The organism is Streptomyces sp. NPDC054840, from assembly GCF_053611065.1.
Window position 1 is genome coordinate 1 of sequence record NZ_JBSGZP010000110.1, and the last position, 14,817, is coordinate 14,817.

Annotated in this window: 15 protein-coding genes and 1 pseudogene; 3 read left to right on the forward strand and 13 right to left on the reverse strand. The window is 71.1% G+C overall.

Features of this window, described 5'->3' with window-relative positions; all coding sequences use genetic code 11:
• Positions 1 to 254: gamma-glutamyltransferase (locus ACWGIU_RS11050; RefSeq protein WP_453704506.1), on the reverse strand; the 254-nt coding region annotated here is incomplete at its 3' end.
• Positions 255 to 355: 101 nt separating this feature from the next.
• On the opposite strand from ACWGIU_RS11050, the gene ACWGIU_RS11055 reads away from it, so the two are divergent.
• Positions 356 to 1,084 (forward strand): hypothetical protein, encoded by a 729-nt coding sequence (locus ACWGIU_RS11055; RefSeq protein WP_453704508.1) that lies wholly within the window; start codon positions 356 to 358, stop codon positions 1,082 to 1,084.
• On the opposite strand, the gene ACWGIU_RS11060 is transcribed toward ACWGIU_RS11055, so the two are convergent.
• The 6 genes from ACWGIU_RS11060 to ACWGIU_RS11085 all read right to left on the reverse strand — a co-directional run bounded on the left by ACWGIU_RS11060 (position 1,044) and on the right by ACWGIU_RS11085 (position 7,944).
• Positions 1,044 to 2,303, reverse strand: coding sequence for a cytochrome P450 (locus tag ACWGIU_RS11060; RefSeq protein ID WP_453704510.1), 1,260 nt, complete (start codon positions 2,301 to 2,303; stop codon positions 1,044 to 1,046). The two genes, ACWGIU_RS11055 and ACWGIU_RS11060, sit on opposite strands and share 41 nt — an antisense overlap.
• Before the next feature lie 88 nt (positions 2,304 to 2,391).
• Entirely contained in the window at positions 2,392 to 2,922 is a 531-nt protein-coding gene (locus ACWGIU_RS11065) for a hypothetical protein (RefSeq protein ID WP_453704512.1), read from the reverse strand.
• Positions 2,919 to 4,364, reverse strand: a complete 1,446-nt coding sequence (locus ACWGIU_RS11070) for an ATP-binding protein (RefSeq protein WP_453704514.1) — start codon at positions 4,362 to 4,364, stop codon at positions 2,919 to 2,921. The genes ACWGIU_RS11065 and ACWGIU_RS11070 overlap by 4 nt, the downstream gene beginning before the upstream one ends.
• A 6-nt stretch (positions 4,365 to 4,370) precedes the next feature.
• On the reverse strand, positions 4,371 to 5,054 hold the full coding sequence (locus tag ACWGIU_RS11075; RefSeq protein ID WP_453704516.1) for a response regulator: 684 nt from the start codon (positions 5,052 to 5,054) through the stop codon (positions 4,371 to 4,373).
• A 41-nt stretch (positions 5,055 to 5,095) separates the two neighbouring features.
• Positions 5,096 to 6,778, reverse strand: a complete 1,683-nt coding sequence (murJ, locus tag ACWGIU_RS11080; protein ID WP_453704518.1) for a murein biosynthesis integral membrane protein MurJ — start codon at positions 6,776 to 6,778, stop codon at positions 5,096 to 5,098.
• Positions 6,775 to 7,944, reverse strand: a complete 1,170-nt coding sequence (locus tag ACWGIU_RS11085) for a lipid II:glycine glycyltransferase FemX (RefSeq protein WP_453704520.1) — start codon at positions 7,942 to 7,944, stop codon at positions 6,775 to 6,777. The genes murJ and ACWGIU_RS11085 overlap by 4 nt, the downstream gene beginning before the upstream one ends.
• Before the next feature lie 246 nt (positions 7,945 to 8,190).
• On the opposite strand from ACWGIU_RS11085, the gene ACWGIU_RS11090 reads away from it, so the two are divergent.
• A complete protein-coding gene (locus ACWGIU_RS11090; RefSeq protein ID WP_453704532.1) occupies positions 8,191 to 9,360 on the forward strand; it encodes an Ig-like domain-containing protein in 1,170 nt (389 codons plus the stop codon).
• A gap of 163 nt (positions 9,361 to 9,523) precedes the next feature.
• The gene (locus tag ACWGIU_RS11095) at positions 9,524 to 11,110 is read left to right on the forward strand and encodes a CocE/NonD family hydrolase (RefSeq protein ID WP_453704522.1); all 1,587 of its coding nucleotides are present in this window, start codon (positions 9,524 to 9,526) and stop codon (positions 11,108 to 11,110) included.
• Positions 11,111 to 11,165: 55 nt separating this feature from the next.
• On the opposite strand, the gene ACWGIU_RS11100 is transcribed toward ACWGIU_RS11095, so the two are convergent.
• The 6 genes and pseudogenes from ACWGIU_RS11100 to ACWGIU_RS11125 form a co-directional block, all read right to left on the reverse strand.
• Complete coding sequence (locus ACWGIU_RS11100) at positions 11,166 to 11,909, reverse strand: amino acid ABC transporter ATP-binding protein (RefSeq protein WP_390169277.1); 744 nt, start codon at positions 11,907 to 11,909, stop codon at positions 11,166 to 11,168.
• Between the two features lie 118 nt (positions 11,910 to 12,027).
• Positions 12,028 to 12,468, reverse strand: a complete 441-nt coding sequence (locus ACWGIU_RS11105; RefSeq protein ID WP_453704524.1) for a DUF6278 family protein — start codon at positions 12,466 to 12,468, stop codon at positions 12,028 to 12,030.
• 73 nt (positions 12,469 to 12,541) lie between these two features.
• Positions 12,542 to 13,327: an exodeoxyribonuclease III gene (locus tag ACWGIU_RS11110; RefSeq protein WP_453704526.1), complete on the reverse strand. Its 786-nt coding sequence runs from the start codon at positions 13,325 to 13,327 to the stop codon at positions 12,542 to 12,544.
• Positions 13,328 to 13,357: 30 nt separating this feature from the next.
• Complete coding sequence (locus ACWGIU_RS11115) at positions 13,358 to 13,990, reverse strand: MBL fold metallo-hydrolase (protein ID WP_453704528.1); 633 nt, start codon at positions 13,988 to 13,990, stop codon at positions 13,358 to 13,360.
• 20 nt (positions 13,991 to 14,010) lie between these two features.
• Positions 14,011 to 14,601 (reverse strand): hypothetical protein, encoded by a 591-nt coding sequence (locus ACWGIU_RS11120; RefSeq protein WP_453704530.1) that lies wholly within the window; start codon positions 14,599 to 14,601, stop codon positions 14,011 to 14,013.
• Positions 14,598 to 14,817, reverse strand: a pseudogene (locus ACWGIU_RS11125) (ROK family glucokinase); the annotation flags it as partial. The gene ACWGIU_RS11120 and the pseudogene ACWGIU_RS11125, both read right to left, overlap by 4 nt.

Genomic DNA, 14,817 nt, shown 5'->3' on the forward strand with positions numbered 1-14,817 from the left:
GAGTAGGGCTCGGTCACCCCGAGCGCGGCGGCGGTGGCGATCGCCGCGTCCACGGCGTTGCCGCCGGAGCGCAGGACGGCGATGCCCGCGGCGGAGGCGTCGGCGTCGACGCTGGCGACGGCCCCGCCGTAGCCGGCGGCGACCGGCACCTTGGCCGGTGGGGTGGTCGGGGTGGGCGGGGCCGCGGCCCCGGTGGAGACGAGCGCCCCGGCGAGGGCGAGGAGCGCTAACTGACGTGCGGCGGGAGCTCGCATCCGGTTCCTCCGGTCGACGGCATGTCAGGTCTGGTCGGCGCAGCGTAACTTCACCGAACCCCGCGCGTCAGGAGCACCGCCCTGCCGCTACCATCCGCCGCATGAACGACGACGTGCGCAACATCGTGCTCGGGGTGATAGCCACCGCCGTCAGCGGCGGGTTCGGCTGGTTCTCCCGGACCTATCTCTCGCGGCGCGCCCTCCGCCGCAAGCAGGCGTTCTTCGGGCTGTCGGCCGGCTCCGACTGTCTGTTCGTGGTCAACCGCCAGATGGGTGGCAAGGAATCGTCGGTGCACCGCAGCGACGCCTTCGCGCTGCTGGAGATCTCCGCGCTGATCAAGGACTGCGGGGCGAACGTCCAGATCCTCACGCATGACGAGGCCCGCCAGGGCTTCGGCGAACGGGCCGAGTTCTGCGTCGGCGGACCCGCCTCCAACGCCCGCACCACCGCGCATCTGACCTCCATGCTGCCGGGTGTGCAGGTCGACGTCGGCCTCGCATCGGGCCATCCGGATCGCGGTGCCATCCGCATCGGCGAGGAGAGGTACCGCTGGGAGAAGGGGATGGTCGAGTACGTGCTGCTGGCTCGTCTGACGACCCGGCACGGCTCCCGGCCGGTGTTCCTGCTCTCCGGACAAACGGCCAACAGCAACCAGGCAGCCGCCCGCCATCTGGCCAAGCACCATGAGCAGCTGGCCCGCAAGTACGGCCGCGAGTCCTTCTGCCTCCTGCTGAAGGTCATCAACTCCGATGCCTACGGGCCGGATGTGACGGAGCTGGTGGCGGACGTCACCGGGCCGGCCCGGACACCCGCACCGGCAGCCGTGTGATCCCGTTGATGAAGTTGGAGACCAGCCGGCGCGGCGGGCCCGCCAGTTCGGGTACGGGCATGGCCGCGCACCACTCCTCGTAGAGGGTGCGCAGCTGGAGCCGGGCGAAGTGAGCGCCGAGGCAGACGTGCGGACCGTCCCCGAAGGAGACGTGCGGGTTGGGCGTCCGGGCGAGGTCCAGGCGGCCCGGATCTGCGAAGACGCGCTCGTCGTGGTTGGCGGAGGCGTGGAAGACCACCACCTTGTCCCCGGCGCGGATACGCTGCCCGGCCAGTTCGGTGTCGACGGCGGCCGTGCGTCGGAAGCTGAGCACCGGCGGGTGGACGCGCAGGAGTTCGTCGACGGCCCGGTCGAAGGGGACGTCTCCGTCCGCGAGCCGGCGGTAGGCGTCCGGGTCCCGGGCCAGGGCGAGGAGGCCACCGGGGGCGGCGCTGCGTACGGTGTCGTTGCCCGCGACGGTGAGCAGGAAGAAGAACATCTCCAGTTCGGCCGGGTCGAGCCCGGCCTCGGCGAGGGCGGTCATCACGTCGTCGCCGGGGTGCGCGCGCTTGTGGTCGGCCAGTTCGCGGGCGTACGCGAACATCTCACCGAGCAGGGCCGGGGAGCGCGGGTCGAGCGGTGTGCCGTCCGGGCCGAGGAGCGGCGCCGGGGTGTCCTCGGGGTCCTGGTACCCGATGATCCGTACGGTCCACTCCAGCAGCAGGCCCCGGTCGGCGGCCGGGACACCCAGCAGGTCGGTGAGGTTCAGCAGCGCGTACTCGTCGGTGACGGCCCGTACGAGGTCGGTGACGCCGTCCTCGGCGTTGCGGCGGGCGGCGGTGAGCAGGGCGCGGGCGCGTTCCCGTACCCGCCCGGCGAAGGCGTCGACGCGGGCGGGGGTGAAGGCCCGGGACACCAGCCGCCGCAGCCGGCCGTGCTCGGGCGGGTCCTGGTTGAGCATGGTGCGGCGCAGGAAGGGCAGGTCGGCCGGGTCGGGGTCGCGGATCTGGGTGGCGCCCAGCCAGGAGGAGTACGTCCGGTGGTCGCGCAGGACCCGTACGACATCGGCGTGCCGGGTGACGGCCCAGAAGCCGGGGCCGGCGGGCCAGCCCCGGATCTCCGGCTCCGCCTGCCAGGCCACGGGGTGTCGCTCGCGCAGCAGCCGGTAGCGCTCGTGCGGGACGCCGGAGGCGTAGATGCGGGGGTCGAAGACGTCGGGGACGTCCGCGGCGTGGTCCATGGGGTCACCGTGACGGGTGTGCGGCCCCGGCCGCAAGGGTGCGGCCCTGCAGGCCGGGGGTGCGCCGGGCCGGTCAACGCCTGGCCGGTCAGCGCTTCAGGTCGCAGTCGGCGGGGGCGAGGGTGGTGTCGGTGCCCTGCAGAGTGACCGGGCTGAGGGTGTCCGGCACGGCGGAGACGCCGACCGTGCACACGAGCTGCATACGGGCCAGTGGCGACAGGGCGCCCACGGCGAACGGCACCTGGACCGTCATCCCCTGATGCGAGTACGGGCTCACCGCCAGGTCGTCGTCCTTCCCGGCGGGCAGCCGGGGCAGCCCCGTGGTGAGCCCGACCTCGCCGGCCCGGCCGCGGGGACCGCCCAGCAGCAGGCTCACGAGCACCACGGGATTGATGTTGTGGCCCTCGAACCCGCCGACCGGGGACGGGACGAGCCGGTCGCCCTCCTTGGACAGGAAATAGAGGACGGTGCTGTTGCCTCCGGGTACCTTGACGGTGGCGGCGTGTCCGCTGTCGATCACCCCGGTGCGTTTGATCCCGCAGCCGGTGATCAGGAGGGCGCAGCCCAGCAGCACCGCCGTGGCCGCGGCCTCCCGGGACCCCGTCCTGCGCGTGGTCATTCGCGGGCCTCCAGCGGCATGTCGAGGGTGAAGACCGCTCCCCCGGCGGGTCCGTCGGCCGCGAGGAGGGTACCGCCGTGCAGGCGGACGTTCTCCAGGGTGATGGCGAGACCGAGACCGCTGCCGGCGGAGCGGGTCCTGGCCGCGTCGGCCTTGAAGAAGCGGTCGAAGATGTGCGGCAGAACCTCGGGGGCGATGCCGGGGCCGCTGTCGGCGACGTCGATCAGCAGCCGTTCGCCGTGCTCGCCCGGTGCGGTCCGTACGGTGATGCGTACGGGGGCGCCGCCGTGCCTCAGGGCGTTGCCCACGAGGTTGGCGAGGATCACGTCGAAGCGGCGCGGGTCGAGCCGGGCGCGCACCTGGTCCGGCAGCTCGGTGACGATGCGGTCGTCGACCCAGTGGCGGCGCTCCAGGGTCTTGCGCACGGCTTCGGCGATGTCCACGTCGTCGAGGTTGAGCTCGGCGGCCCGGGCGTCGAAGCGGGAGATCTCCATCAGGTCCTCGACGAGTACGGCGAGTTTTCCGGTCTCGGCGCTGACCAGGCGCAGGGCCTTGGCGGTGTCGGCGTCGAGGCGTTCGGCGTCCTCGTCGAGGACCTCGGTGACGGCGAGCATCCCGGCGAGGGGGGTGCGCAGTTCGTGGGAGACGTCGGAGGCGAAACGGCGGGCGCGGACCTCCGCGTCCTGGAGCTCGCGCACGGACTGTTCCAGGGCGCGGGCGGTCTCGTTGAAGGTGCGGGCGAGTCCGGCGAGTTCGTCGGCGCCCCGGACCTCGATCCGGGTGTCGAGGCGGCCGCTGCCGAGCCGCTGGGCGGCCCGGCGCATGTCGCGGACCGGCCGCAGGACGCTGCGGGCGGCCAGCAGCGCGGGCCCGATGGCGATGGCCAGTCCCGGGACCGCGCCCTGCTTGGCGGCGTCGACCATCGCCTCGACGGTCTGCTTCTCGGTGGAGAGCGGGACGCTGGCGTAGAAGACGGCGCCGGTGGATTCGGTGTGGCCGTTGTGCTCGAAGAGGGCGGGGACGCCGACGGTGAGCCACGGGTTGCCGCGCTGGTCCTCGACCCGCTGGAAGGCGGTGTAGTCGTGGCGGCGGACCTTCTCGCGCAGGTTGTCGGTGATCACGCTGGAGGTCGGTGTGCCGGGATTGGTGGAGACCCGTACGCTGCCGTACTCGCCGAAGATGATCCACGGGTGCGGTTTTCCGCGCTTGCCGAGGTCGATGACGATGCGCTGGAGCTCCGTCTGGTCCAGCGGAAGCCGGAACTCCTGCTGCTCGACCTGGTCCCGCAGGGTGCTGACGGCGATGTCCTGGGTCTGCTTGAGGATCGCGTTGCGCGCCTGCTGGTAGGTGAGGGCGGCCGTGGTCACCGCGCTGATCGCGGCGACCAGCAGGAAGGCCGCGATCAGTCGGGTGCGCAGGCCAAGCGGCGCTATGCGTCTCACCCTCGCCTACAGGGGACCGAAGCGATAGCCGAAGCCGCGCACGGTCTGTATGTAGCGTGGGCTCGCGTCGGGGTCCTCGACCTTGGTGCGCAGCCGCCGCACACAGGCGTCCACGAGCCGGGCGTCGGCGTGGTAGCTGTGGTCCCAGACGTATTCGAGGAGTTGCTGACGGGAGAAGACCTGCTCGGGCGAGGCCGACAGGTGCAGCAGGAGCTTGATCTCGCTGGGGGCGAGGGGCACGCGCTCGCCGTTCTTGGCGACGCTCAGCCCGGCGCGGTCGATGCTCAGGTCCCCGTGGTGCTCGACGCCGGGGCGGATGCCCACGGGGTCGCTGAGCCGGCGCAGTACGGCTTTGACGCGGGCCTCGATGACCTCGGTGCGGGCGGGTTTGACGATGTAGTCGTCGGCGCCGGCCTCCAGGCCGACGACGATGTCGAAGTCGTCGCCGCGTGCGGTGAGCATGATGATCGGCACCTGACTGGTCTCGCGGATACGGCGGCAGACCTGCACCCCGTTGATCCCCGGCAGCATCAGGTCGAGCAGGACGAGCTCGGGGCGGAAACCGTCCATCAGTGCGAGCCCTTCCTCTCCGGTCTCGGCGGAACTCACGTCGTGGCCCCGGCGGCGCAGGCCGAGGCCGACCCCCTCGCGGATGGACGGGTCGTCCTCGATCAGCAGTACGCGTGGCATCGGGCCAGTCTCCCAAAGGTGTTGCGGGGCCTTGCCTCCCGCTACCGGCCGCTCTTGCGCCGCAGGGAGTCCAGCATGTCGGTGATCTCCGTCAGGCGCAGCGGCCCGGCGAGGACGACGACGACGGTCGCCAGCGCGACGGTTCCCGCCCCGACCGCGGCGAAGTCGCCGAACCGGTCGGCGGCGCGGGCGGCCGCGTACCCGGCGGCGGCGGCCGGTGCGCAGGCGACCAGCAGCCGCAGGTGGGTCCGTACGGCGGTCGCGCGTCGCTGCGTACGGGTGCCCGCGCGCGGGCCGAGCCGCCGGGTGAGGGTGAGGGCGGTGACGGCGGCGCCGGCGAGGAAGGCGACGGAGGAGGCCGCGGCCATGCCGGTGACGGCCCAGCGCGGGGACAGCAGGAAGTAGGCGGCGGCCGACAGCCCGGCGGTGAGCGCGGCGATGACCAGGTTCAGGAAGAAGGGGGTCCGGGTGTCGGAGAGGGCGTAGAAGCCGCGCGAGAGGACGTATTGCGCGGAGTAGGCGATCAGACCGGGTGCGAAGGCGATGAGCATGCCCGCCATGACCTCGATGTCGGCGGCGTCGGTGCGGCCGTACTCGAAGACGCTGCCCATCACCCAGGGGGCGAGTGCGGCGAAGAGCGCGGCGGCGGGCACGACGAGGGCGGCGCTGGAGCGCAGGGCGTAGGAGATGTCGCGCCGCACGGCGGCGAGGTCTCCCTCGGTGGCGGCCGCGCTCATCCGCGGCATCAGGGCGGTCACGAGGGAGACGGTGATGATCCCCTGCGGGACGATCCACAGCTGGTAGGCGTTGCTGTAGGCGGTGTAGCCGGCGCCGCCCGCGAGTGCGGCGTCCACGGCGTGTTGCCCTGTGGTGGTGGAGAGCCGGGTGACGACCCAGTAGGCGATCTGATTGGTGAGGACGAGCATGACCAGCCAGCCCGCGTTGCGCAGGGGGCGGCCGAGGCCGCTGCCGCGCCAGTCGAAGCGGGGGCGCCAGCGGAAGCGGGCGGCGCGTAGCGAGGGGACGAGGGCGAGGGCCTGGACGACGATGCCGACGGTGGTGCCGAGGCCCAGGAGCCGGGTCTCGGCGGCGGTGAGGCCGGGCGCCCCGTCGTGGGAGACGTGGAGGAACAGCCCGAAGACGCCGATGATGACGAGGTTGTTGAGGATCGGGGTCCACATCATCGCGCCGAACCGGCCGCGGGCGTTCAGCACTTGGCCGAGCAGGGTGAAGAGCCCGTAGAAGAGGATCTGTGGCAGGCAGTACCGGGCCAGGGCCACGGTGGTGCTCGCCTGGGCCCCGTCGTAGTCGGTGTACACCGAGACGATCAGCGGGGCGGCGAGGACCGAGACGGCGGTGAGCGCCAGGAGGGCGGCGGTGCAGGCGGTGAGCAGCCGGTCGGTGTAGGCGGACCCGCCGTCCGCGTGCTCCTTGGCGGCCCGGACGAGCTCGGGTACGAAGACGGCGTTGAGCGCGCCGCCGATGAGCAGCATGTAGATGATGTTCGGGACCGTGTTGGCGACGGCGTAGCTGTCGCCGAGGAGTTCGGTGCCCAGCGCCGCGACGACGACGGCGGAGCGGATGAAGCCGGTGGCGCGGGAGACGATCGAACCTGCCGCCATGAGGGCCCCGCTGCGCAGCACCGAGGTCTTCCCCGATGGGGTGCCGACGCTCCCCGGGGCGGCGGCCGCTCTGGTGCCGCTGTCGGTGTCGGTGGCCGTCACCGGCGGGCCAGGTAGGCCTGGAACGCTCTGTAGAGCGCCGTGTTGGCGACTCCGTCCATCGGTATCTCCCACTCTCCCAGCGTCTCGACGACCTGTCCGCCGGTGCCGAGCTTCCAGCGCAGCAGCCCGTAGGAGCGCGCCGAGGGGTCAAGGGTGGAGGGTACCCCGCGCATGTCGTACTCCTCCGCGCCGAGGGCGTGGGCGTCGCACATCATGCGCCACTGCAGGGCGTTGCTGGGACGCACCTCGCGGCGGTGGTCGGCGGAGGCGCCGGTCTGGTACCAGACCCGCTTCCCGGCGGTGATCATCGTGTGGGCGGCGAGGATCTCGCCCTGGTGGACGCCCAGGTAGAGCCGCATGCGGCCGGGCGCCTCCTCGTTGAGCACCTGGTACTGCCGCTCGTAGTACGCGAGGGAGCGGCCGAGCCGGAAGCCGTCACGCTCCTCGGTGATGCGCAGCAGCCGGTAGAACTCGGGCAGGTCGGCGAAGGTGCCGATGACCGTCTCCACGCCGGACTTCGTGGCCTTGCGCACGTTGCGCCGCCATTCCTGGTTGAGGCCCGCCCACACGTCGTCGAGGGCGCGGCCGGCCAGCGGCACACGGAAGACGTGCCGGGGCTGGGCGTCGCCGTCGTCCTCGCCGCCGCACCGCGTCCAGCCGCGGGTGCGCAGCCGGTCGGCGAGGGCGGCGCCCACCGGGTCGACCTCGGTGGCGAGCACGTCGGACATCTGCCGGCCCGGGCCGGAGGCGGACTTGGCGGTGGCCGCGTCCCAGCGGCGGTAGGCGGGGGTGGGGCCGATGCGGACGGCGAAGGCGCCGGAGGAGCGCAGGTGACGCATGAGCGGGGTCAGCCAGCGGTCGATATGCGGATCGGACCAGTCGGCGACGGGCCCCTCGGGGAGGTAGGCGAAGTATTTGCGGGTTCCGGGGAATTGCCGGTAGAGGACGAGACCGGCGCCCTGAATCTGGCCGTCCGGATAGTGCCAACCGACCCTTTCCGAACGCCAGAGGTCCTTTACGCGGGCCCAGGACGGGTACTGGAGAAAACTCGCCCCGCCGTGGCGGGAAAGGAACGCCTGATATTCGGAGACGGAGAGGGCACGCACCCGGAGCTCCCGCTCCTGGTCATGGTTCTGCTGGGCGGGGGTCACGAGCAGTGCACACACGGCAGACGGCCTTCCTGTCGTCCCGACGGTCTCTCGCCGGACTCTCACAGCCGCCCGTGACCGCCGTGCGCGGCGATTGTGACCGGACGATGACCGTTTCGTTGCGGTCGACGTCACACGAAAATGAATGAGGTTTTCCACCGATTGCGGAACCTGAAGTCGGGTCGGAGGCATCTCCTTTTGCGAACGTCACCCACCACCGCTCCTGGAAAGGGCCCTTCGTTGAGCCGTATACGCCGCACCGCCATGGCGGGCACCGCACTTCTGGCCGCCTCGCTCACCGCTTGCACGGGCGGGAGTGACGGTGGCGGCGACGACAAGGGCAAGACCGAGCCGAAGCCGAAGGCGCCCATGGCGGTCGCGGTGAACCTCACGGGTGATCAGGTCAAGGCGGGCCAGCCGGTGACGGTGACCGTGGCCGAGGGCAAGCTGGCCCAGGTGAAGGTGACCGACGCCAAGGGCGCGGAGCTGCCCGGGAAGATATCCGACGACGGGAAGACCTGGACCTCGGAGCGCAACGCCCCGCCCGCCGCGGAGTACAAGGTCGAGGCGCAGAACACCGACAGCCAGAGCGCCACCACGCAGTTCAGAACCGGCCCCGCCGACAAGGTGAACAAGGTCTCGATCAACATCTCCAAGGGCAGCACGGTGGGCGTGGCGATGCCCGTGTCGCTCGTCTTCGACAACCCGGTGACGAACAAGGCCGAGGTCGAGAAGCAGCTCAAGGTCACCGCCTCGGACAACGCCGAGGGCTCGTGGGGCTGGATCAAGGACCACGACGGCAAGGACCGAGTGGACTGGCGTCCGAAGGACTACTGGAAGTCCGGCACGGACGTGAAGGTCGAGATGCACCTCAACGGTGTGGACTCGGGCAAGGGCGGCGGCATGTTCGCCCGGGACTACAGCACCGACTTCAAGATCGGTAAGGACCGCCGGATCCAGGTCAGCCTCGACAGCAAGAAGATGTCCGTGACCCAGGACGGCCAGGCGCTCAGGACGATCCCGATCTCGGCCGGCACTCCGGGCGGCAAGAAGGCCTCCTGGTCCGGGAAGATGGTGATCATGACGAAGGAGGGCACCATCCGGATGGATTCCCAGACGGTGGGCCTGGACAACGCCTACGACAAGATGGTCGATTACTCGATGCGGCTGACCTGGTCCGGCATGTACGCGCATGCCGCCCCGTGGAACTCCGGCAACTTCGGCCGCACCAACAGCAGTTCCGGCTGCGTGGGGATGAGTGACGCCGACGCCAAGGAGTTCTTCGGACAGTCTCAGGTCGGCGACCTCTTCGAGGTGGTCGGCGACGGCTCGAAGGGCCGGGCGGAGATCGGCAACGGCTACGGCGAGTGGAACCTGTCGTGGGACGAGTGGAAGGCCAGGAGCGCCCTGTCCGGCGCGCCGCAGAACGGCTGAACGGCCGGCGGGCGGCCTGCGCGCGCCCGTTCCGCGGGCGGATCCACCACGATCACCCAATCGTTACCAGTGCGTAACTTACCCACGGGTTACTTTCGGTAACACGCTCCCGTTACCGTCGGGTCACTTTGACAGCAACCCCGGCGTACGCGAGGAGCGATAGATGCGACGCACCACCACCGCCGCGGCCGTGGCGACCGTGCTGGCAGCAGCTTCCCTGGGCCTGGCCCCCCACCAGGCCCAGGCGGCACCCGCCACCACCGTGGCAGCCGCCGCCGACGCCTCGTCGCAGGTGCGCTTCCACGACATCCCGGGCTCCGGCGGCATCACGCTCAAGGGCAACGTCTTCACCCCGGCCGGGGCCCAGAGCGGCCGGAAGTACCCGCTGATCGTGCTGCCCACCAGCTGGGGCCTGCCGCAGATCGAGTACATCGCCCAGGCCAAGAAGCTCGCCGACTCCGGCTACGTCGTGGTCAGTTACACCTCCCGGGGCTTCTGGCTCAGTGGCGGCGACATCGAGGTGGCCGGCCCGCCGGACATCGCCGACGTCAGCGCCGTCATCGACTGGGCCCTCGCCAACTCCCCCGCCGACGCGGACCGCATCGGCCTCGGCGGGGTCTCGTACGGCGCCGGCATCACCCTGTTGGCCTCCGCGCAGGACCCGCGGGTCAAGGCCGTGGTCGCGATGAGCGGCTGGGCCGACGTCATCGAGTCCATCTACTCCGGCCGCACCCAGCACGCCCAGGCCGCCGGAATGCTCGGCGCCGCCGGATACCTCACCGGCCGGCCCGGACCCGAACTCAAAACGCTCCTCGGCAACTTCTTCGGCTCCCGGCTCGACCAGGAGCAGCCGATGATCGAGTGGGGCAGGAAGCGTTCGGCCTCCGAGCAGGTGGACCGGATCAACGCCAACGGCGCCGCGATCATGCTCGGCAACGCCTGGGGCGACACCATCTTCCCGCCCAACCAGTACGCGAAGTTCTATGAGCGGCTGACCGGCCCGAAGCGTCTGGAGTTCCGGCCCGGTGACCACGCCACCGCCGAGGGCACCGGCCTGCTGGGGCTGCCCAACGACACCTGGACCAACGCGCACCGCTGGTTCGACCGCTACCTCAAGGGCGAACGCAACGGCGTCGACACCGAGGCTCCGGTGCAGATCAAGTCCCGTAGCAACGACGGGTACGAGGGCTACGCCGACTGGAAGTCGGTCGGCTCCGGGGGCGCCGAGAAGCTGGCGCTCTCCGACAGTGAGCACCTCTACGCCAATGTCGACTCCGGCGCCAACGGCGGTGTCATCCTCCTCTCCAGCATGCTCGACCAGTTCGTGAAGGCGCCGCCGATCGCCTCCGTCCCGCTCCTGCCCCGGGCCTTCGCGGCCGTCTGGCAGTCGGAGCGCTACGACGAGCCGCGCCGGATCCGCGGCACCGCGAAGCTGCACACCACCGTCACCCCCACCAAGGGCGACGGAACCTTCGTCGCGTACCTCTACGACGTCGGCCCGCTCGGCATCGGCAAGCTCGTCAGCAACGCCCCGTACACCTTCCACGGGAAGGCTCCGGGCCAGGCCTTCGGCGTGGACCTGGAGCTGTTCTCCACCGCCTACGACGTCCCCGCCGGCCACCGGCTCGCGCTCGTCATCGACACCGTCGACCCGCTCTACATCGAGCACAACCCCGTCGGGGCGCAGCTGACCTTCTCCTCGCCGCGCACCGATCCCAGCTACGTGACGGTGCCGCTGCGCGAGCAGTGATCCAGGGCCGCTGCCGGGCCGGGGCCGCCCGGCGGCGGCCTCGCGTCGCCTCGCGTCAATGCTTGAGGATCTTGGAGAGGAAGTCCTTGGCCCGGTCGCTCTCCGGCGCGGTGAAGAACTGCTCGGGGGTGCGGTCCTCGATGATCTGCCCGTCGGCCATGAAGACCACGCGATTCGCGGCGGAGCGGGCGAAGCCCATCTCGTGGGTGACCACGATCATGGTCATGCCCTCGCGGGCGAGCTGCCGCATGACCTCCAGCACCTCGTTGATCATCTCTGGGTCGAGCGCGGAGGTGGGCTCGTCGAAGAGCAGGGCCTTGGGGTTCATGGCGAGGGCGCGGGCGATCGCCACACGCTGCTGCTGACCGCCGGAGAGCTGGGCCGGGAACTTCTCGGCCTGGTCGGCCAGGCCGACCCGCTCCAGGAGCTCCCGGGAGCGCCGGTCCGCCTCCCCCCGCTTGCGGCCGCGGACCTTGACCTGCGCGAGCGAGACGTTGGCGAGGACGGTCTTGTGGGCGAACAGGTTGAAGGACTGGAAGACCATCCCCACCTCGGCGCGCAGCCGGGCCAGCTCCTTGCCCTCGGCGGGCAGCGCCTCCCCGTCGATCAGGATCGTGCCCGACTCGACGGTCTCCAGCCGGTTGATCGCCCGGCACAGGGTGGATTTCCCGGAACCGGAGGGGCCGATGACCACCACCACCTCCCCGCGGCCGACGGTGAGGTTGATGTCCCGCAGTACGTGCAGCGCACCGAAGTGCTTGTTGACGTCCCGCAGCTCGATCAACGGTTCGACGGCCATGTGCTGCCCTGCCCACTTGTCGGAGTCTGCCCCGGTGTGCCGAGGTCAGCGCAAACTATCCAGCCGCCAAGGGCACTTCGCGGCGGAGGGGCTCCGACACGCCGGGGCATCGGCGGCGTCAGCCCTCGGAGGCCTCCGCGTAGGCCTGACTGAGCTCGGGGGATCCGGTCATCGCCCAGGACACGCCCGACTCGATCACGTTCAGCTCCCGGCCCGAGGCCAGCCGGATCACCGGCTGGCCGTTGGGCCACACCCGCCAGGCCGCCCCCGGTACGGTCCGGATGATGACGGTCCCGAGGTAGAAGCCCGCGTCGTTGCCGAGCCAGGGAACCGCCTCGGGGTCCCGCCGCCAGCGCGGCATCAGCTGGTCCAGGGCCTCCAACGAGGCCTGGCTCTCATCCAGTTCGAGCCCGGCCGCCCGTGCCTGGACGCGCAGCATCTCGCACTCCGAGAACAATTCGGCGACGCCGTCGGGGTCGTCCGCGAGGGCGGCGGCGAGTCCCGCGCCCTGTTCCGTTTCGCGTCGGTTCAGCCAGTTGTCCAGGAAGGGGATGTTCATACCGCCCAGCGTGGCACCAGGTTCCCCCGCTGACCACAGGGCGCGCCTGGATCCGTCGGCCGGGATGCGCCCGCTACCTGCCGAGGTCCAGGTCCACGACGACGGGGGCGTGGTCGGACGCGCCCTTGCCCTTGCGCTCCTCGCGGTCGACGTAGGAGTCGGTGACGGCCTTGGTGAAGGCCTCGTTCCCGTAGACCAAGTCGATGCGCATGCCCTTGTTCTTGGGGAAGGCGAGCATCCGGTAGTCCCAGAAGGTGTAGGGACGGTCGTACTTCAGGGCACGCGGGAACACGTCCGACAGCCCGGCGGCGCGCAGCGCCTCCAGGGCGGCCCGCTCCGCGGGGGTGACATGGGTGAGGCCCGCGAAGACGGCCGGGTCGTGGACGTCCTCGTCGGTCGGGGCCACATTGAAGTCACCGAGCACCGCGAAGGGGCGGGGACCGGCCGCGTCCTCGGCGATGGCCGTGGCCAGGGAGCGGAACCAGTCCAGCTTGTAGCCGTAGTGGTCGTGCTCGACCTCGCGCCCGTTCGGCACGTACACCGACCAGACCCGGACCCCGCCGCAGGTGGCGGAGATCGCGCGGGGCTCCTGGACGCCCTCGTAGTCGGGTCCGCCGGGCAGTCCCAGGACCACGTCCTCCAGGCCGACCTTGGAGAGCACCGCCACGCCGTTCCAGCGGCCGGTGGCGTTGACCGCCGCTTCGTAGCCCAGCTCGCGCAGCTCGGCGTACGGGAACTGCTCTACCGAGCACTTGGTCTCCTGGACGCACAGGACGTCCGTGCCGGAGCTCTCCAGCCAGGCCAGCAGGCGCGGCAGCCGGGCGGTGATGGAGTTGACGTTGTAGGTGGCGATACGCATACGTGCCAACCTACCGCCCGGCACCGACAGTCACAGTTCGGCGGAGTCCCCGGCGGTGAGTCGGCCGTGATCGGTGCCGCCCAGGGCGTCCAGGGCGAAGTCGTAGATCGGCCGGGCGATGTCGGAGAGGTAGGCGTCGTGGATGTCCAGGGCCCGGCGCGGCTTGACCTCGCGGAGGTAGTCGATCACCTCGGAGACCTTGTTCCAGGGGGCGTGCACCGGGACCATCAGGGTCTCCACGGGGACCCCGGGCACGGTCAGCGCGTCCCCGGGGTGGAAGAGGGAACCTTCCACGAGGTAGCCGACGTTCGTGACGCGCGGGATGTCCGGGTGGATCACCGCGTGCAGCTCCCCGTGCACCTGGACCTCGAACCCGGCCGCGGTGAAGGCGTCGCCGTGTCCGACGGTGTGCACCCGGCCCGGATAAGCGGGGGCGAGCTTCTCGGCGACGCTGCGCAGGGTCCACAGCTCGGCCGCCGGATCGGCGTCGAGGGCGGCCCGCAGCCGGCCCTCCTCGAAGTGGTCGGGGTGTTCGTGCGTGACCAGCAGGGCATCCGCCCCCCGGCCCGCGTCCGGTTCGCTGAAGGCGCCCGGGTCGATGACGAGCGTGCGCCCGTCCTTCTCCAACTGGACGCAGGAATGCAGCCGCTTGGTGAGCTTCATGATCCCAGGCTAATGGCTCGTCACGGGGTGGTGGAGGAGACCACGTAGACCTTGGACACCTTGGGATCGGTGAGGTCGACGGTGATGTCCCGGGTGGGCCTCGGGTCGTCCTGTTCCAGCGTGGTGCCCAGCCATGGGGTCTGCGGCTTCCAGTGCCAGCCGGCGATCGAGGCGTCGTGCGCGGAGACCGACACCCCGGGGGTCAGGTCCTCCCGGCCGATGCCGAGTGAGGACAGGAAACCGTCCAGTTCCGGCGGGGTGACCGCGAACTGGACGTACAGCCGGCTGGTGCGCCAGTTGTTGGTCTCCAGGAACCCGACGCGCCATGCCTTGTCCGGTACCGGGACCTCGTAGATGCTGCGCTGCACCTTGGACGGCCAGCCGGGGCGCACCTGGGACGCACCGATCTTGGCGGCCTTGTCGCGGCCGCTCTCGCGGCTCTGCTGGGTGGAGATCGCCAGGTAACCCGCGGGTACGCCGACCAGCAGCAGGATGATGATCGCGGTGATCCAGCGGCGCTTGACGACGTGCCTGCGGTCCTCGGCGGTGGGCGGCGGGGCGCCCTCGGCGTCGGGGGCGGAGGCCTGGTGGGGCAGGGCGGGCGGGTTCACTGTGTGTCCTGGTCCTCGGGGCCGGGGCCGGGGCCGACGGGGTCGCGCCGGCCCAGCTGCTGCGCGTAGCGCTCGTACCGCTCGTGGCGCTCGACCCGGCGGCGGGTGGCGCGGCGGAAGCGGCGGGCGACGAGCCGGGCCAGGTCGGCCGCGCCGACCATGCCCGCCTCGGGCCCGAGCTCGGCCTTGGCGATACGGGCCTCGGGGCGGTAGCCT